Raw genomic sequence first — 17,372 nt, 5'->3', positions numbered from 1 at the left:
CCATGGCCAAGGACAAGCTCCTCTCCTACGAGGAAGCCCTCGAGCTGTACGAGCCCGTGCTCGGGTTCGAGGTGCACGTCGAGCTCAACACCAAGACGAAGATGTTCTCCTCGGCGCCGAACGGCTTCGGCGACGCGCCGAACACGAACATCTCGCCGGTGTGTCTCGGTCTGCCCGGCTCGCTCCCGGTCGTGAACGAGCAGGCGGTGCGGTACTCGATCAGCCTCGGGCTCGCCCTCGGCTGCTCGATCGCCCCGTCGAGCCGCTTCGCGCGGAAGAACTACTTCTACCCCGACCTTGCGAAGAACTACCAGATCTCGCAGTTCGACGAGCCCATCGCCTTCGAGGGTTCCGTCGACGTCGAGCTCGCCGACGGCACCATCGTCACCGTGCCGATCGAACGCGCGCACATGGAGGAGGACGCCGGTAAGCTCACGCACATCGGCGGCTCGACCGGGCGCATCCAGGGTGCCGAGTACTCGCTCGTCGACTACAACCGCGCCGGCGTCCCGCTCGTGGAGATCGTCACCAAGCCGATCTACGGCACCGAGCACCGGGCGCCGGAGATCGCGAAGGCCTACGTCTCCGCGATCCGCGACATCGTCGTGGCGCTCGGCATCTCCGATGCGAAGATGGAGCGCGGGAACCTCCGCTGCGACGCGAACATCTCGCTGCGCCCGCGTGGCCAGGAGAAGCTCGGCACGCGGACGGAGACGAAGAACGTCAACTCCCTGCGGTCGGTCGAACGCGCCGTCCGCTACGAGATCCAGCGTCAGGCCGCGATCCTCAAGGACGGCGGATCCATCGTCCAAGAGACGCGTCACTGGCACGAGGACACCGGCGCCACGTCGGCCGGCCGGCCGAAGAGCGACGCCGACGACTACCGCTACTTCCCGGAGCCCGACCTGCTCCCGGTCGTGCCGTCGCCCGAACTCATCGAGGAACTGCGTGCGGCGCTCCCCGAGCAGCCGGCCGTCCGTCGGCGCCGCTTGAAGGGCGAGTGGGGCTTCACGGATCTCGAGTTCCAGGACGTCGTGAACGGTGGCCTCTTGAACGAGATCACGGCCACCGTCGAGGCGGGAGCCGCTCCGGCCGCCGCACGGAAGTGGTGGACGGGCGAGATCTCCCGGATCGCGAACCAGCGCGACGTCGAGGCGACGAGCCTCGTGTCGCCCGAGCACGTCGCCGCACTCGCGGCGCTCGTCGAGGACGGAACGCTCAACGACAAGCTCGCCCGTCAGGTCCTCGAGGGTGTCATCGAAGGGGAGGGCACTCCTCAGGAGGTCATCGACGCTCGTGGTCTCGCGCTCGTGTCCGACGACGGTCCGCTGATCGCCGCCATCGACGAGGCTCTTGCCGCCCAGCCGGACGTCCTCGCGAAGATCCGCGACGGCAAGGTCCAGGCCGCCGGCGCGGTCATCGGCGCCGTGATGAAGGCGATGCGCGGACAGGCCGATGCGGCGCGTGTGCGCGAACTCGTCCTGGAGCGCGCCGGGCAGTAGGTCCCGCACCAGCGACATCGGGTCCGGACGGCAGTCGTGCACTGCCGTCCGGGCCCCTTTCCGTCCCGCCGGGAAGCCCTGGCGCGTGTCCCCGGTGCGGCATACACTTCGGCCATGCTGGTCGAAGGCACCATGCGTTGGCAGGTCACCGAGGACGCCCCGATGGCCCTCATGCTCGCGCTCGCCTTCCGTTCCATGGCCGGTCTCGGGGACCGGTGCGTCGGCCAGCTCCCAGCGGTGGCCCCCGCACCCGATCCGATCGACGTCGCCGACCTCGATCGCGACGCCCTGGCACTCCAGTTCGACGGCTGGTGGACCGGGATCGCCCGGCGTGACACGCGGTTGTTCCTGGCGGAGGTGCGTCCTCCGCACTTCGAGGTCTTCGATCGCGCCCTCGAACTGCAGGAACTCGCCTACCGTGCCTACGACGGCGCCTACCGGTGGGCGACGGACAGGATCCGCGAGTATGAGATCGCCCTGGCCGGACGCTCACCGAGCAGACTCGCCGACGTCTACGAGCTCATCCGCGAGCGCCAGTTCGAGTTACGTCGGCAATCCAGCTCGTTCCGACTGGACCTCGAGGTGCTTCCGATCTGCCGACCGGGTGCCTGGGTCGTCGCACCCGACACGATCGTGGTCAGTGAGTCGCTCCGGGACGACCGGGAGGCGTTTCGCGAGTGGCTACGACCGCTGGTCCACAGCCTGGTCTGATCCGCTCGCGACGCGCTCGACCGGCCGACGGGTCGGGTTCAGGAGCACGACCGCGATGATCGAGCCGGCGGCTCCGGCAGCGGCCATGGCGGCGGTGAGCGGGTGGGAGATCTCGGCGAAGGGCATGAGGAACGCGCTCACGACTGCGATCCACACAGCCACGTGCGCCGGCTTGCGCTCCGGGTCGAGGCGCAGCCTCCGGGGGTGCTCGACGCGGCCGAGGAGTGCTCCGACACCCGCCAGGAGGACCGCGACGACGAGCAACACGACCGGTCGGGTCCACCACCAGGCGGCGGTCAGCGGCTCCGCGAAGGGGATGCCGAGGGCGAGCTGCAGACCGGCGACGGCGATGATGAGGGGCAGGTGCCAGAGGTACACCGTCATCAGCCGGGACCCGATGAGGAAGACGACCGCTCGCGCGGCGCGGGTCCGCATGATGGCGGTGAGCAGAGGGTGCACCAGGGCGAGCAGGGCGAGCTGCCCGACGCCGAGGACGACGAGGGGGAGGGTCGGTGGGTTGAGGTTGCCGAGCATGCTGGTCGAGTACGGCAGCCAGGTCGTGATCGGCACGAGCGCGCCGTAGGAGATCAGCACCACGGCCACGAGGACGAGGCGCGGAACGGAGCGGAGACGTCCGTCGGCCAGGAAGAACCCGAACTGCTGCAGCAGCGGCCAGACGAACACGAGGTTGACGAGACCGATGCCCAGGAGGCCGGTCGAGTAACGGACGACGTCGACGAGGATCACGCCGGCCAGCAGTGCCGCACAGGTCAGGAAGGGGTGGCGGTCGTGGCAGGTGGCGAGGAACGGGGCGACCGCCTGGCACAGCAGGTAGGCGGCCAGGAACCAGAGCGGGGACCCGACGCCTGCGGCGACGGCCTCGATGATGGCGGGGTCGACACCGAGCGCCCCGGCCAGCCACAGCCCCGCGGCGAGGAAGAGCAGGACCGGGATCGTCGGCGGGGCGAGTCGGAAGACCCTGGACCGGAGGAAGTCGCTGGTCCCGCCACCACGTCGGACGGTGCTGCGCCAGCCGGTGATCGTCGCGAAGCCGCCCACGATGAAGAACAGCGGCATGATCTGGCCGAACCAGGTACCCGTGTCGAACCAGGGTTGCTGCTCCAACGCTCGGGAGATGCCGATCGTGCCGTCCGGCTCGACCGCCACCGCGACCATCAGGAGGTGGACGATGACGACCGTCACGACGCAGGCGACGCGCACGAGGTCGAGGGCGAGGTCCCGCCCGGAGAGGTCTGGGACCGCCGGGGCCGACCCGGTCCGCGTTCGCGTGCTCATCGCCGGACAGCCTAGCGCCGCCGAGCGCTCCCACCTCGGCCCCTGTGGAGAGCGTGTCGGAGGTGACTGCGACAATGGAGTCATGAGTCGGCAGGATGGAGCGTCTCGTCGCGTCTCGGCGCACGATGCCGACGACAGCGGTACCCCCATCCTCCACGTCGACATGGACGCCTTCTTCGTCTCGGTCGAGCTCTTGGAGCGGCCCGAGCTCCGTGGCCTGCCCATCATCGTCGGCAACAAGGAGGGCCGCTCGGTCGTCACCTCCGCGAGCTACGAGGCCCGCAGGTACGGGGTGCGTGCCGCGATGCCGGTGTCCCAGGCCATGCGCTTGTGCCCGAGCGCGGTCGTCCTCCCGCCGCATCACGGCCGGTATCGCGAGTACTCGGATCGCGTCATGGAGGTGTTCGAGTCGGTGACCCCGCTCGTCGAGCCGTTGAGCATCGACGAGGCGTTCCTCGACGTCTCCGGGGCGGTGCGGTTGCTCGGGAGTCCGCGCACGATCGCGGCGCTCGTGAAGCAGCGGGTCCTCGACGCCACGGGGCTTCCCTGCTCGGTCGGTCTGGCGGCGACGAAGTACGTGGCGAAGCTCGCGTCGGGGCTGTCGAAGCCCGACGGACTCCTGGTCGTGCCGGCTGCTGAGACGCTCTCCTTCCTGCACCCGTTGCCGGTCGGGGCGCTGTGGGGCGTCGGTGGACGAACCGAGGAACAGCTCACGAACCGGGGCATCCGGACCATCGGCCAGCTCGCCTCCACCCCGTTGTCCATGCTCCAGCGCGCCGTCGGCGAGGCGTCCGGACGCCGGCTCCTCGAGCTCGCGAACGGCATCGACCCGCGTGGAATCGAGTTGGCGCGGCGGGAGAAGAGCGTCAGCCACGAGGTGACGTTCCCGACGGACGTCGCAGACCCCACCGTGCTGAAACGAGAGCTGTTGAACCTCGCGGGACTCGTCGCGATCCGCCTCCGGAAGGGTGGGTACGCCGGTCGGACGATCAGTATCCGGGTGCGCTACGCGGACTTCAGCGTCGTGACCCGGTCACGGACCATCGGCGAAGCGACGAACGTCGGACGTCGCGTCTACGACGAGGCGGCTTCGCTCTTCGGCGACCTCGATCGAGGAGGGCGTCTGGTCCGCCTCGTCGGCGTGAAGGTCGATCAACTGGTGCCCGCCGAGGAGGCCGGATCGGCGTTGTGGGATCCCGATGAGGAGTGGCGCGGCGCTGAACAGACGATCGACCGGGTGGCCAGTCGCTTCGGCGACCTCGCGATCGCTCCGGCCTCGCTCCTCGGGAAACCGCGGCGACGAGGGCTCGGGAATCGAGGCGACTCGCAGGGTGCTGGGAGCACGGATCAACCCCTTGGACCGGCGGATGCGCAGCGGTAGCGTGGCAGCATGACGAATCTCGTGGAGAAGCTGGCAGAACAGACCAAGGGGCTCGGCGTGAGCGCGGCCTACGGGGAGCAGCAGGACATCGACGGCACCAAGCTCGTGCCGGTGGCCCTGACGTACTACGGCTTCGGTGGCGGGTCCGAGGGTGACGGCGACGACGCACCGAGTGGCGGCGGAGGCGGTGGCGTCTCCATCCCCGTCGGCGCCTACATCAAGACCGACGAGGGCCTCCGGTTCGACCCGAACCTCATCTCACTCATCGCCGTCGCCATCCCGTTCATCTGGGTGAGCGGCAAGGCGCTGTCCGGGCTCATCAAGGCGCTCAAGAAGTAGCCATCCCCGTCGAACCCCTGCCGAGCGATCCTGCGCGGCAGGGGTTAGACTCGTGCCACCACGGGAGTCCGGTGAACCGGGCTGAGAGGAAGGTATTCGCCTTCGACCGTCGAACCTGATCTGGATCATGCCAGCGCAGGGAGACCATTTCTCGCTATCCCGTGCTCTTTTCCGTCTACAGGAAGGGCACGTATCGTGTCAGCATCGACCAAAATCTCCTCGTCTGAACGCGCCGCCGCGCGGAACCTCCGCTGGAGGGTCGTCGACATCGTCGTGGTCGCCGTCCTCGGTGTCGCCACCGGCCTCATCTTCTGGGCGTGGAACACGCTCGGATCCCTCTGGTACGCCGGAGCGAGTGCCGTGACGCCCGGCTTCGGCGGCATCGCCGTCGGCATCTGGCTGCTCGGCGGCGTCCTCGGCGGGCTCATCATCAGGAAGCCCGGAGCGGCCGTCCTCGTCGAGACCATCGGAGCAGTCGTCTCCGCGCTCATCGGGAACGCCTGGGGCATCACCACCGTGTACTCGGGACTCGCCCAGGGGCTCGGCGCGGAGCTCGTGTTCGCCGCGCTGGCGTACAAGCGATTCGGCCTCGTCCCGGCCATCCTCGCCGGTGCGGGCGCCGGTACCGGCGCATGGCTGCTCGAGCTGTTCATGTCGGCGAACCTGGAGAAGGGTGCCGAGTTCAACGCGATCTACCTCGGCTCGCTGCTCGTCTCCGGCGCGATCCTCGCGGGCGTCGTCGGTTGGGTCCTCGTCAAGGCGCTCGCCTCCACGGGGGCGCTCAGCCGGTTCGCCTCAGGGCGGGACGCGCGGCGCGAGGTCTGAGCGTGGTCGGTATGACCGGTCCGGCGCGCGTCGTCGCCCGTGACTGGGGGTGGCGTCACGCCGGTCGGAAGGCATGGGCGGTCAGCGACCTGGACCTCGTCATCGAACCGGGGGAGCGGGTCCTCCTCCTGGGCGCGTCCGGCGCCGGTAAGTCGACCCTGATACACGCGCTCGCTGGAGTCCTCGGCGGAGCGGACGAGGGAGAGTCCCACGGGTCGTTGCTCGTGGACGGGGTCGCGCCGGAACAGGCCAGGGGTCGGATCGGCCTCGTGCTGCAGGACCCCGATTCGCAGGTCATCCTGTCCAAGCTCGGCGACGACGTCGCGTTCGGCTGCGAGAACCTCGGGGTCGAGCGCGAGGAGATCTGGCGACGGGTCGTCTCGTCGCTGCAGGCCGTCGGCCTCGACCTCCCGTTGGACCACCCGACCTCCGCGCTGTCGGGGGGACAGAAGCAGCGCCTCGCCCTCGCCGGGGTGCTCGCCATGCAGCCCTCGTTGCTGCTGCTCGACGAGCCGACCGCCAACCTCGACCCGATCGGCGTCGCCGAGGTCAGGGACGCCGTCGCGCGTGTGGTCGACGACGGTTCGTCGACCCTGGTCGTCATCGAACACCGCGTCGACGTCTGGCGCGATCTGATGACGCGGGTCGTCGTGCTCGATGCGGACGGAGGGGTCCTCGCGGACGGTCCTCCCTCTGTCGTCCTCGACGATGTCGGACGCCGGCTCGCCGACGCCGGCGTCTGGGTGCCGGGCATCCCGCTGGGGCTGCCGCCCCGCCGGATGGTGCAGCCGAGCGCAGCCGTCCTGACGACGTCCGACCTGACGATCGGTCGGCTCCGTTCCCAGTCGGTGCAGGAGCACCTGGACCTCGACGTGCCGGAGCGCGCCGCGACGGTGGTCGTCGGACCGAACGGGGCCGGGAAGTCGACGTTGGCCCTCACCTTGGCCGGACTGCTCCCCGAGCTCGCCGGAACTGTGGACGCTGCTCGCGGCCTCGCCGGTGGGATCGGTCCACGGCCCATCCGCTGGAAGTCGACCGAGCTGCTCACCCGCATCGGGACGGTCTTCCAGGACCCGGAGCATCAGTTCGTCGCCGCGACCGTGCGCAAGGAGCTCGGCGTCGCCCTGCAAGCGCTGCGGTGGACACGCGCCGCGATCGACGAGCGGGTCTCCGAAGTCCTCGACGCCTTGGGTTTGGCCGCGCTCGCCGAAGCGAACCCCTTCAGTCTCTCGGGCGGCCAGAAGCGACGACTGTCGGTCGCCACGGTGCTCGTGGCACGACCCGCCGTCCTCGTCCTGGACGAGCCGACGTTCGGGCAGGACCGATTGACGTGGCTGTCACTCATGCGGCTGCTGCACCTGGAGCTCGAACGCGGCGCGACGATCGTGTCGGTCACGCATGATCCAGGGGTCATCGAGCATCTGGGCGACCATCGGATCCGGCTCGAGTCGCGATCGGCAGCGGGGCGTGCCGCATGACGCGGGTCACGGCACCGGACCGTCGCGCGAAACTCCCTCGCCAGGCGCCGCTCGACCGGGTGAACCCGGTGACGAAGGTGCTCGCGGTGCTCATCCTGTCCGTCCCGCTGCTGCTCACGATCGACTGGGTCAGCGCCACCGCCGCGGTCCTCCTCGAGATGGCACTGCTTCCGCTGTCTGGTCTCCGGCTGTCGCCGTTCCTGAAGCGGTCGATCCCGGTGCTCGTCTTCGCGCCCATCGGCGGGATCAGCATGCTGCTGTACGCGAAGCCGGGCGGGACGGAGTACCTGTCGCTCGGTTTCGTCCGGGTGACCGACAACTCGATCGAATTGGCCGTCGCCGTGACCATCCGGGTGCTGGCGCTCGGCCTGCCGACGATCCTGCTCTTCGCGCGGGTGGATCCGACCGACCTGGGCGACGGGCTGTCCCAAATCGCGAAGCTCCCGTCGCGGTTCGTCCTCGGGATCCTCGCGGGGGCGCGGATGCTCGGGCTCTTCATCGACGATTGGCGCAGTCTCGCGCTCGCCCGCCGTGCCCGAGGGCTCGGCGACCGTGGGGCGGTCCGGCGCTTCGCCTCGATGGCGTTCGTGTTGCTCGTGTTCGCCATCCGCCGGGGCAGCAAGCTCGCGACGGCGATGGAGGCACGGGGCTTCGGCGCCCCCGTCGAGCGAACGTGGGCCAGGCCGTCGCGGCTCGGCGTGATCGATTTCGTGGCGGTCCTGGTGGCGGTCGCGATCATGGCCGTCGCTTTGTCCACCGCCGTCCTCGCCGGTACGTTCCGGTTCGTGGGGCAATGAGTGCCGCAGCGCCCGTGCTCCTGATCGACGGGCGGTCGGGTACCGGGAAGACGACGCCCGCCTCTTCGGTGGCCGCCGCATTGACGGAGAGCACCGTCGTCCACATGGACGACCTGTATCCGGGATGGGACGGCCTCGAAGAGGGGTCGCGACTCCTCGTGGAGTGGATCCTGACCCCGTTCGCCGATCGGCGGCCGGGGGAGTGGCAGCGGTGGGACTGGGAACGGTCGAAGCGTGCGGACCGGCATGCCGTCCCAGCCGATCGGCCGCTCATCGTGGAGGGCTGCGGGTCGTCGTCGAGCGCGTCGCGGGTCTCGGCCGACACGGTGCTGTGGCTCGACGCGCCGGTGGACCAGCGCACCGACCGGCTCGTGGGCCGCGACGACGGCGTCGACTGGCTCGCAGCGTGGACGCTCCAGGAGGATGCGTTCATTGAACGGGAGTGTCCCGATCGCGACGCCGATCTGGTGGTCGAGGCGACGGGGTCGGCAGCGGCGGTCGGTGCCCGCGTGTTGAGCATGCTCCAGCGTGACGACCGTTGGCGGCCCTGGCTCCGCGCCTGATCCATGCGGCCGGATATGTTCCCGGTTCCGTCGAAGGGAATCCAGAACGTGCTGAGGGGCCGAGAAGTCGCACACCGGTCCCTGAGCTTGTCGAAGGGGTGCCCCCGGCAGGATTCGAACCTGCGACCAAGAGATGAGAAGGGTCCGCGAGATGTTCTGGGTGCCCCCGGCAGGATTCGAACCTGCGACCAAGAGATNNNGCCCCCGGCAGGATTCGAACCTGCGACCAAGAGATGAGAAGGGTCCGCGAGATGTTCTGGGTGCCCCCGGCAGGATTCGAACCTGCGACCAAGAGATKAGAAGGCTCCTGCTCTATCCCCTGAGCTACGGAGGCGGGCATCCAACGATACCGCACGGCGCGTGCCATCCCGTTTGGTCACGCAGTCGCGAATACTATATATTAGTATTTATGACTACAGACCGAATTCCATGGTTCGACACCGCCCGCGGGTTCGCCGTCGTCCTCGTCGCACTCGGCCACGCGACGATGATCCTCGTCGAGGAGGGGGTGTCCTCCCCGGTCTGGTACGTCCTGTCGCAGCTGGCGCTCGCCATTCGCATGCCGTTGTTCTTCGCGCTCTCCGGGATGCTCGCCATCCGGATCGTCGACCGGTCGTGGAGGGACCTCTGGGACCGCAGGCTCGCACTGCTGCTCTGGATGATCCTGGTGTGGACGGTGATCCGGTTCGCCTGGTTCTCGCTCCTCCCGATCGATTCGTTCCCGCACTACGCCGACCCGGGCGTCGTGCTCATCAGCCCGGTCTGGCCGACCGGCATCTTCTGGTTCCTGCAGGCGCTCGCCCTCTACCTCGTCGTCGGCAAGGTGATGAACGGCAGAGTGCCCGTCTGGGTGCAGTTGTCGGGAGCCGCCGTCCTGTCGGCCGTCGCCCTGGGTGCCCTCGGGAGTGAGAGTGGGAGCTATCAGCGCGCTGCCGGCTACCTCTTCTTCTTCCTGCTGGGTCTGCACGGGCGTCGACGGATCGTCGCTCTGGCCGAGCGCCGTCGCCCGTTCGTCGCTGCCGGCCTCCTCGCCGCCGTGGTCCTCGCTTCCGGGCTGATCTTCGCGGTCGACCTCGACCACGTGCCCGGCGTGCTGACGGCGCTCGGTGTCCCGGCCATCCTCGCCACCGTGCTGGCGCTCCGCGCCATCGACGGGACGTCGGTTGCCCGGATCCTGCAGTCGGTGGGGCGTCACAGCCTCCCGGTCTTCGTGATCCACGTGCTGGTCATCGGAGGGATCACCAGGGCGCTGCTCCTGCTTCCCGAGGTGCCCGCGCCCGTCCAGGCGGTCCTGCCGCCGGTGGTCGCGACGCTCGCGGTGGTGTCGAGCCTGGTCGTCTGGCGGCTGACGCGCCGGATTCCGCGTTTGTACACGGCTCCGCGGATCCTCATGACCCGGAGTCGTCTCCGCGCCTCCGCTGTATGAGCGACGCTCCGCTCAGGGGCGCTCGGAGGGGCGCCGACGGGGGTCAGCCGACGACGATGCCGAGGACGCCGGCCACGAGTGACAGGGCGGCGAGGACGAGGGCGATGCTGATGAGGATGACGTGCACGCGGAGGAAGGTGGTGCCGCGACCCTGCGCGTCGCGTGCGCGCGGGTCGGCGGTGATGCGCTTCAGGAACCGCGGCCAGACGACGACGTTGTAGACACCGTTGATGAGCAGGAGGACGGAGACGGCGATGATCACCGCTCGAGTCTACGGAAGCGGCCGCGTCGGCGGTGCTGAGTAGACTCGACCCATGAGCACAGCTGGGGACCGATTGGTCTGGATCGACTGCGAGATGACCGGACTCGAGCTGGAGGTCGACGAACTCGTCGAGATCGCCGTCGTGATCACCGACTTCGAATTGAACATCCTCGATCCGGGCTACTCGGTCGTCATCAAGCCCGACCAGTCGGCGCTCGACAACATGGGCGAGTTCGTCACGAACATGCACCAGACCTCGGGGCTCCTCGAGGAGATCCCGAACGGCGTGAGTGTCGCCGACGCGGAGTTCCAGGTGATCGAGTACATCCAGCGGTTCGTGCCCGACGAGTCGAAGGCGCCCTTGGCCGGCAACACCATCGGAACGGACCGTGCGTTCCTCGCCCGCTACATGCCGCGTCTCGACGCGCACCTGCACTATCGCAACGTCGACGTCTCCTCCATCAAGGAGCTCGCCCGCCGCTGGTACCCGCGGGTGTACTTCAACGCCCCGTCGAAGCACGGTGGTCACCGCGCGCTGGCGGACATCCTGGAGTCGGTCCGGGAGCTCGCGTACTACCGCGGTGCGCTGTTCGTCGACCTGCCCGGCCCGAGCTCGGACGACGCGAAGCAGGTTTCGGAGGCGGTCGTGTCACGATACGCCCCGAACATGTAATAGACTCGTCCAGTCGCTTGTGACGCGGTCTCCGCGGAACAGGTCGCATGGTGGGTATAGCTCAGTTGGCAGAGCGCCTGGTTGTGGTCCAGGAGGTCGCGGGTTCAAGCCCCGTTACTCACCCCATGTCGTACAGAAGCCGGAGGACTCCTCCGGCTTCTGTCGTATCCGGGGAGCACAGGCATGCTGGAGTTGGACACCGAGGCGTTCGAGGCGCTGGTCGTCGAGGAACTCGACCGCTTGCCCGATGAGATGGTGGACGGGCTCGACAACGTCGTCTTCGTCGTCGAGGATCGCCCTGAGAACGGCACGCTCGACACCCTGGGCCTCTACGACGGCGTGGCCCTGACGGAACGAGACCGCTACGGCTTCGGCGAGATGCCGGATCGGATCATCGTCTACCGGGAGCCGCATCTGGCCGCGTGCGAGTCGTTGGACGAACTCGCCGACGAGATCCACACCACCCTCGTCCACGAGATAGCCCACTTCTACGGCATCGACGACGACCGCCTGCACGAGCTCGGGTGGGCCTGACCGTCACCTGGTCAGCCGGCCGGTGTTTCCAGCGTGTTGCGGGTGCCTCGGAGTTCCGTGTCGGTCGCAGGAGAACGAGTAGCCTGGTCGCATGCGCGAGATCCAGGCCCGCATCATTGCGGAACTCCATGTCAGCCCCACGATCGACCCGGCGGCGGAGATCCGTTCGCGGATCGACTTCCTGAAGTCCTACCTGCAGGCCACGCACACGAAGGGGTTCGTCCTCGGGATCAGTGGCGGGCAGGACTCCTCGCTCGCCGGGAGGTTGTGCCAGCTCGCGGCCGAGGAGGTCCGGGCTGAGGGTGGCGACGCGCGGTTCGTCGCCGTACGGCTGCCCTACGCCGTGCAGCACGACGAGGAGGACGCCCAGCTCGCCCTGTCGTTCATCCGCCCCGACGAGTCGATCGTGTTCAACATCCAGCGGGCGGTGGACGGCTTCGAGGCTGAGTTCGCCGACGCCACCGGGCAGCCGCTCAGCGACTTCGTGAAGGGGAACGCGAAGGCGCGGGCTCGGATGGTCGCGCAGTACGCGATCGCCGGACAGCAGGGACTCCTGGTCGTCGGCACGGACCATGCGGCGGAGGCGGTCACCGGCTTCTTCACCAAGTTCGGCGACGGCGGTGCCGACGTCCTGCCGCTGAGCGGGTTGTCGAAGCGTCAGGGACGCTCGCTCCTGGAGTCGCTGGAGGCGCCGGAGCGGTTGTACCTGAAGGCTCCCACCGCCGATCTGCTCGACGGGACACCCGGGCAGACCGACGAGGACAACCTGGGCCTCAGCTACCAGCAGATCGACGACTTCCTCGAGGGGCACGACATCGATGCTGCGGCCGCAGAAGCGATCGAGGGTCGCTACGCGAGCACCGAGCACAAGCGCCAGCTCCCGGTGAGCAAGTTCGACACCTGGTGGCATTGAGCCGGTTCCCCTGAGATGAAGACGGCGGCCCGATCGGATGATCGGGCCGCCGTTCTCCAGTGTGGTCTGGGCGTCAGCTGACGCTGGACGGCTTGCGCTCGGCTTCCAGGACCTTGACGTCGTCGATGATGCGCTGCGTGGTGCTGGTGTTGATCGTGCCGCCGGTGGAGCGGGTGATGTCTCCGGGCCGAGATCCTGCGGTGGCCGCCGGCTTGACCTCGGCGTACTGCTCGTGGTGCTGCTTGGCGACCCAGGACTCCTGCTCGGCGATCAGGGCCTGCTCCGACCCTGCCGACTCGGCTCGCCAACGACGGAGGTCCGCCTCGAAGTCCTTCCGTGCCCGCGCCGGCTTCTTCGACCACTCGACGAGACGGTCACGGAATTCCTCGACCACGGGGTCGAGCTCGTATCCGTAGGTCGCGGAGTTGCGTTTCATCTCGTGCAGCTGGTGGTTGGCCCAGTCCGCGGCGACCGCAGCGCCCTTGACCGGGCTGAGCCGGACGAGGGTGTCGGTCTGCGCGACCGCGCGATCGCTCAGCACCTGCTCCTGCGGGGTGAGCGAGTTCCAGACGCTCGCCTCCGTGGCTGCATCGACGAGCGCCATGATGGCCGCATGCTTCTGCTCGCGATCGCGCTGATCGACGATGCCGCGGAGCGCACGACGACTGGCGCCGGCGGCGACGAGGGAGGACACCACGACGGCCACGATGAAGAGGGCCGCAGCGAACAGCATGGGGCGGACCTCTGAAGAGGTCACCCACTCGACGAGATCATTCCACCATTGCATGCGCCGAACGTTACCCCTCGTTCGGGCGTGAACGCGGACGACGCCCCGCGGGCGCCGGGATCCGCTCTCGTGCCCGAAATCAGCTGCGGAACGCGTCGATCGCGACCGCAAGATCGGTGAAACTGCCGAGTGGAGCGTAGGCGAGTACTGCGGGGCGGAACCGACTGGCGCGGTACTCGGCGCCGCCGTCGGCACCGACGGCCTCGATGTTGCCGAGGACGCGGCCGTCGGCGCTCGTCACGCGCCAGTACCCGGGACGGATGCTCAGTGCGTTGGGCATGGGGACTCCTCGTGTATCGATCGGCGCGGCCTCCCGGCGAGTGCCGGCTGGTACTGGTCAGCGTATGGCCGACCACCGACATCGGGCTCGGCGGATTCGTGCGAGCGTCCTCCACAGGCGCACCGACGGTTGTGGACGTCGACCGACTGCGGATGGCCGAGCTGTGGGCGCTCGTGATCGGAGAGGCTGATGGTGCGTCCGGGGCGGTGAACGGCACGGACCCGCTCCGGACGCACGCCCGGTCCGCCGAATGGATCGAGACACCGAGCTGAGAGGATCAGATGAACGACCAGATCACCGTCTGCGGACACGTCGCGACGGAACCGAAGCACCACCGCACCGCCTCCGGGCTGGACATCACGAGCTTCCGTCTCGCGTGCCAGCAACGTCGCTACGACCAGAAGCAGGGCACGTGGGTCGCGCAGGAGACGAACTGGTACACGGTGAGCGCCTTCCGGGGCCTGGCGACCGCGGCCACCGAGTCACTGGTGAAGGGCCAACGCGTCATCGTGCTGGGGAGACTCCGGATCCGCGACTGGGAGCAGGGTGAACGACGCGGGACCTCGGTCGACATCGAAGCCGATCACCTCGGCTCGGACATCTCCTGGCAGCCGAGAGCCGCTGCGGAGTCGTCCGGCGCGAGCGAGTCGAGCGCGGAGGGATCTCCGGCAGGACCGGCGGTGGCCGGAGCGCCGGCGGCGTGGGCCCCGGCTCCGCCCCAGGACACGCCGTTCTGACGCGCCGCGTAGACTGCTCGACGTGCAGAAGAGCCTTCGTGATCGCCCCGCCTCCGTCGTCAGCCCGGTCCGTCGTCGCTCGTCGTCCATCGGACTCGGCGTGGTCGTGGTGCTCGGTGCCCTCGGTCTCGGCCTGACCGGCTGCGCGCAGCCTGCGCCCGTCCCGACGCCCACGGCGACCCAGGCGCCGACGCCCACCGAGACACCGGCAGCGGCACCCGTGCTGCAGCCGGAGGGTACCGCCGCCGACAACCTGCCGTTCTTCGACACCGTGAACGCGGCCACCCTGGCGGCGAATCCGGCTGCCGGAGGCCAGGCCATCATCGACGGGCTCGTGGCGGCAGGGTTCCCGAAGGCGGAGATGGAGGTCTCCTCCGACACCACGAGCATCGGTGAGCCGGCGGACTCGATCCAGTTCTCGATCCGGTGGCAGGGACAGTGCATCCTGGGGCAGAACGGGCCGGCGACGGGGTATCACTCCTCCGTGGTGCCGCTGCTCGACACCGGCCGGTGCCTCATCGGCGCCACGCGTCCGATCGACTGGTAGCGGCCGGACGGCCATGGCCGTCGACGTGCATCGCAAACGCCGGGTCCGCCCGTAGACTGGACGGCGACATGGCTGAATACATTTACTCGATGGTCCGCGCCCGCAAGGCGGTCGGCGACAAGCTCATCCTCGACGACGTGACGATGGCGTTCCTGCCCGGAGCGAAGATCGGCGTCGTCGGCCCGAACGGTGCCGGTAAGTCCACGATCCTGAAGATCATGGCGGGAATCGACACCCCCTCGAACGGCGAGGCGAAGCTCACGCCGGGCTTCAGCGTCGGCATCCTCATGCAGGAGCCGGAACTCGACGAGGACAAGACGGTACTCGAGAACGTCCAGGAGGGCGTCGGCGAGATCAAGGGCAAGATCGACCGCTTCAACGAGATTTCGCTCGCGATGGCCGAGCCCGACGCCGACTTCGACGCCCTGCTCGCCGAGATGGGTGTGCTGCAGGAGGCGATCGACGCCGCCGACGCCTGGGACCTCGACTCCCAGTTGGAGCAGGCGATGGACGCCCTGCGCTGCCCACCCTCCGACGCCACCGTCGCCCACCTCTCCGGTGGTGAGAAGCGTCGCGTCGCGCTCTGCAAGCTCCTCCTGCAGAAGCCCGACCTCCTGCTGCTCGACGAACCGACCAACCACCTCGACGCGGAGAGCGTGCTCTGGCTCGAGCAGCACCTGGCCCAGTACGCAGGCGCCGTGCTCGCCGTCACCCACGACCGGTACTTCCTCGACCACGTCGCGGAATGGATCTGCGAGATCGACCGCGGTCGTCTCTACCCCTACGAGGGCAACTACTCGACCTACCTCGAGAAGAAGGGCGAGCGCCTCAACGTCCAGGGGAAGAAGGACGCCAAGCTCGCCAAGCGCCTCGCGAGCGAACTCGAGTGGGTCCGCAGCAACGCCAAGGGTCGCCAGGTGAAGTCCAAGGCTCGTCTGGCCCGGTATGAAGAGATGGCGTCTGAGGCGGAGCGCACCAGGAAGCTCGACTTCGAAGAGATCCAGATCCCCGCCGGCCCGCGCCTCGGCTCGACGGTCCTCGAAGCCAAGAAGCTGCAGAAGGGCTTCGACGGACGCGTCCTCATCGACGACCTGTCGTTCAGCCTGCCGCGCAACGGTATCGTCGGCATCATCGGCCCCAACGGTGTCGGTAAGACCACGCTGTTCAAGACCATCGTCGGTCTCGAGCCGCTCGACGCCGGCGAGCTCAAGGTCGGCGAGACCGTGAAGCTCTCCTACGTCGACCAGTCCCGCGGGGGCATCGATCCCAACAAGACGCTCTGGGAGGTCGTGTCCGAAGGACTCGACTACATCCAGGTCGGCAACCAGGAGATCCCGTCGCGCGCCTACGTGTCGACGTTCGGTTTCAAGGGCCCAGACCAGCAGAAGAAGGCCGGCGTCCTGTCCGGTGGTGAGCGCAACCGCCTCAACCTCGCGCTGACGCTCAAGCAGGGTGGAAACCTCCTGCTGCTCGACGAACCGACCAACGACCTCGACGTCGAGACGCTGTCGAGCCTCGAGAACGCGCTCCTCGAGTTCCCGGGTTGTGCCGTGGTCATCACCCACGACCGGTGGTTCCTCGACCGCATCGCGACCCACATCCTCTCCTACGAGGGCACCGAGGAGAACCCGTCGAACTGGCACTGGTTCGAGGGCAACTTCGAGTCCTACGAAGAGGACAAGATCAAGCGCCTGGGCCCGGACGCCGCGAAGCCTCACCGCTCCGCGTACCGGAAGCTCACCCGCGACTGAGTGTGACGAGGACGGCCCATCGGCTCCGGCTGATGGGCCGTCACTCGTCCGTCTCCCACCAGCCTGAACAGGGAAGGTTCACCGATGACCAGACTCCACGTGCCGATCCCGTTGCGATGGGGCGACCTCGACGCCTTCAACCACGTGAACAACGCCTCCATGCTGAAGCTCCTCGAAGAGGCGCGTGTGAGGGTGTTCTGGATCCCGACGCTCGCATCGGAGGAGGCGCCGCCGACGGCGGTCATCGACGCGAGTCTCGACGCGGAGACGATCACGCTCGTCGCCCATCAGGAGATCGAATACCTGGCCCCGATCCCGTATCAGCGCGATCCGCTCGACGTCCAGCTCTGGATGGGCAAGATCGGGGGAGCCAGCCTGCAGGTCGCCTACGAGGTCTACTCTCCGCGCGGTACTGAGCCGCAGACGCTCTACGCCCGCGCCGCGACGACGGTCGTGATGGTCGACGCGAAGACCATGAAGCCTCGACGGATCTCAGATGCGGAGCGCGCCGTGTGGGAACCGTTCATCGAGGACCCGATCGAGTTCTCGCGTCGCTGAGCGCGGCATCTC

The 17,372-nt window shown here is 68.4% G+C and carries 20 protein-coding genes, 2 tRNA genes and 1 riboswitch; of the genes, 17 read left to right on the top strand and 5 right to left on the bottom strand.

The window, feature by feature from the left end:
• Positions 1 to 2: 2 nt before the first annotated feature.
• Positions 3 to 1,502, top strand: coding sequence for an Asp-tRNA(Asn)/Glu-tRNA(Gln) amidotransferase subunit GatB (gene gatB / locus ASF68_RS03320; RefSeq protein WP_056006775.1), 1,500 nt, complete (start codon positions 3 to 5; stop codon positions 1,500 to 1,502).
• Between the two features lie 114 nt (positions 1,503 to 1,616).
• A complete protein-coding gene (locus ASF68_RS03315) occupies positions 1,617 to 2,213 on the top strand; it encodes a hypothetical protein (RefSeq protein ID WP_082455830.1) in 597 nt (198 codons plus the stop codon).
• Here ASF68_RS03315 and ASF68_RS03310 read toward each other — a convergent pair.
• Positions 2,184 to 3,509, bottom strand: coding sequence for an acyltransferase (locus ASF68_RS03310; protein WP_082498465.1), 1,326 nt, complete (start codon positions 3,507 to 3,509; stop codon positions 2,184 to 2,186). The two genes, ASF68_RS03315 and ASF68_RS03310, sit on opposite strands and share 30 nt — an antisense overlap.
• Positions 3,510 to 3,591: 82 nt before the next feature.
• Between ASF68_RS03310 and dinB the strand changes: the two genes are divergently transcribed.
• The 6 genes from dinB (at position 3,592) to ASF68_RS03280 (ending at position 8,892) form a co-directional block, all read left to right on the top strand.
• Positions 3,592 to 4,890 carry a DNA polymerase IV gene (gene dinB / locus ASF68_RS03305; RefSeq protein WP_056006769.1) on the top strand — a complete coding sequence of 433 codons (1,299 nt, stop codon included), beginning with the start codon at positions 3,592 to 3,594 and terminating at the stop codon, positions 4,888 to 4,890.
• Between the two features lie 9 nt (positions 4,891 to 4,899).
• On the top strand, positions 4,900 to 5,229 hold the full coding sequence (locus ASF68_RS03300) for a hypothetical protein (protein ID WP_056006766.1): 330 nt from the start codon (positions 4,900 to 4,902) through the stop codon (positions 5,227 to 5,229).
• 50 nt (positions 5,230 to 5,279) lie between these two features.
• Positions 5,280 to 5,388: riboswitch (TPP riboswitch) on the top strand.
• Positions 5,389 to 5,424: 36 nt separating this feature from the next.
• Positions 5,425 to 6,054, top strand: a complete 630-nt coding sequence (locus ASF68_RS03295; protein WP_056006763.1) for an ECF transporter S component — start codon at positions 5,425 to 5,427, stop codon at positions 6,052 to 6,054.
• An 11-nt stretch (positions 6,055 to 6,065) separates the two neighbouring features.
• Positions 6,066 to 7,532: an ABC transporter ATP-binding protein gene (locus ASF68_RS03290; RefSeq protein WP_056011297.1), complete on the top strand. Its 1,467-nt coding sequence runs from the start codon at positions 6,066 to 6,068 to the stop codon at positions 7,530 to 7,532.
• On the top strand, positions 7,529 to 8,329 hold the full coding sequence (locus ASF68_RS03285) for an energy-coupling factor transporter transmembrane protein EcfT (RefSeq protein WP_056006760.1): 801 nt from the start codon (positions 7,529 to 7,531) through the stop codon (positions 8,327 to 8,329). Before ASF68_RS03290 ends, ASF68_RS03285 begins: the two co-directional genes overlap by 4 nt.
• A complete protein-coding gene (locus ASF68_RS03280) occupies positions 8,326 to 8,892 on the top strand; it encodes a hypothetical protein (protein WP_157580185.1) in 567 nt (188 codons plus the stop codon). The genes ASF68_RS03285 and ASF68_RS03280 overlap by 4 nt, the downstream gene beginning before the upstream one ends.
• Before the next feature lie 261 nt (positions 8,893 to 9,153).
• Here the strand turns inward: ASF68_RS03280 and ASF68_RS03275 are convergent.
• Positions 9,154 to 9,226, bottom strand: a tRNA-Arg gene (locus ASF68_RS03275).
• A 75-nt stretch (positions 9,227 to 9,301) separates the two neighbouring features.
• On the opposite strand from ASF68_RS03275, the gene ASF68_RS03270 reads away from it, so the two are divergent.
• Complete coding sequence (locus ASF68_RS03270) at positions 9,302 to 10,318, top strand: acyltransferase family protein (RefSeq protein ID WP_056006754.1); 1,017 nt, start codon at positions 9,302 to 9,304, stop codon at positions 10,316 to 10,318.
• A 43-nt stretch (positions 10,319 to 10,361) separates the two neighbouring features.
• Here ASF68_RS03270 and ASF68_RS03265 read toward each other — a convergent pair whose 3' ends face one another.
• Positions 10,362 to 10,580 carry an SCO4848 family membrane protein gene (locus ASF68_RS03265; RefSeq protein ID WP_056006750.1) on the bottom strand — a complete coding sequence of 73 codons (219 nt, stop codon included), beginning with the start codon at positions 10,578 to 10,580 and terminating at the stop codon, positions 10,362 to 10,364.
• 52 nt (positions 10,581 to 10,632) lie between these two features.
• Here ASF68_RS03265 and orn point away from each other — a divergent pair, with 52 nt between their 5' ends.
• The 4 genes from orn (at position 10,633) to nadE (ending at position 12,700) form a co-directional block, all read left to right on the top strand.
• Positions 10,633 to 11,253, top strand: a complete 621-nt coding sequence (gene orn, locus ASF68_RS03260) for an oligoribonuclease (protein ID WP_056006747.1) — start codon at positions 10,633 to 10,635, stop codon at positions 11,251 to 11,253.
• Positions 11,254 to 11,303: 50 nt separating this feature from the next.
• Positions 11,304 to 11,379: transfer RNA gene (locus ASF68_RS03255), tRNA-His, on the top strand.
• 57 nt (positions 11,380 to 11,436) lie between these two features.
• Positions 11,437 to 11,787 carry a metallopeptidase family protein gene (locus tag ASF68_RS03250; RefSeq protein ID WP_056006744.1) on the top strand — a complete coding sequence of 117 codons (351 nt, stop codon included), beginning with the start codon at positions 11,437 to 11,439 and terminating at the stop codon, positions 11,785 to 11,787.
• Between the two features lie 91 nt (positions 11,788 to 11,878).
• The gene (gene nadE / locus ASF68_RS03245; protein ID WP_056006741.1) at positions 11,879 to 12,700 is read left to right on the top strand and encodes an ammonia-dependent NAD(+) synthetase; all 822 of its coding nucleotides are present in this window, start codon (positions 11,879 to 11,881) and stop codon (positions 12,698 to 12,700) included.
• A 73-nt stretch (positions 12,701 to 12,773) separates the two neighbouring features.
• Here the strand turns inward: nadE and ASF68_RS03240 are convergent, their stop codons facing one another.
• Positions 12,774 to 13,487, bottom strand: coding sequence for a hypothetical protein (locus ASF68_RS03240; protein ID WP_157580183.1), 714 nt, complete (start codon positions 13,485 to 13,487; stop codon positions 12,774 to 12,776).
• A gap of 79 nt (positions 13,488 to 13,566) precedes the next feature.
• A complete protein-coding gene (locus ASF68_RS03235; protein ID WP_056006735.1) occupies positions 13,567 to 13,767 on the bottom strand; it encodes a hypothetical protein in 201 nt (66 codons plus the stop codon).
• 281 nt (positions 13,768 to 14,048) lie between these two features.
• On the opposite strand from ASF68_RS03235, the gene ASF68_RS03230 reads away from it, so the two are divergent.
• The 4 genes from ASF68_RS03230 (at position 14,049) to ASF68_RS03215 (ending at position 17,360) form a co-directional block, all read left to right on the top strand.
• The gene (locus tag ASF68_RS03230; protein ID WP_056006732.1) at positions 14,049 to 14,504 is read left to right on the top strand and encodes a single-stranded DNA-binding protein; all 456 of its coding nucleotides are present in this window, start codon (positions 14,049 to 14,051) and stop codon (positions 14,502 to 14,504) included.
• A gap of 22 nt (positions 14,505 to 14,526) precedes the next feature.
• Entirely contained in the window at positions 14,527 to 15,051 is a 525-nt protein-coding gene (locus ASF68_RS03225) for a DUF6993 domain-containing protein (RefSeq protein ID WP_235522549.1), read from the top strand.
• Positions 15,052 to 15,119: 68 nt separating this feature from the next.
• On the top strand, positions 15,120 to 16,802 hold the full coding sequence (gene ettA, locus ASF68_RS03220; protein ID WP_056006730.1) for an energy-dependent translational throttle protein EttA: 1,683 nt from the start codon (positions 15,120 to 15,122) through the stop codon (positions 16,800 to 16,802).
• An 84-nt stretch (positions 16,803 to 16,886) separates the two neighbouring features.
• The gene (locus ASF68_RS03215) at positions 16,887 to 17,360 is read left to right on the top strand and encodes a thioesterase family protein (RefSeq protein ID WP_056006727.1); all 474 of its coding nucleotides are present in this window, start codon (positions 16,887 to 16,889) and stop codon (positions 17,358 to 17,360) included.
• The last annotated feature ends 12 nt before the right edge of the window (positions 17,361 to 17,372 follow it).

Origin of the sequence: Plantibacter sp. Leaf314 (genome assembly GCF_001423185.1) — a bacterium.
Taxonomy (GTDB): Bacteria; Actinomycetota; Actinomycetes; order Actinomycetales; family Microbacteriaceae; genus Plantibacter.
Note: the sequence above shows the minus strand (reverse complement) of the source record. Positions and strands in the feature narration are given on the sequence as shown.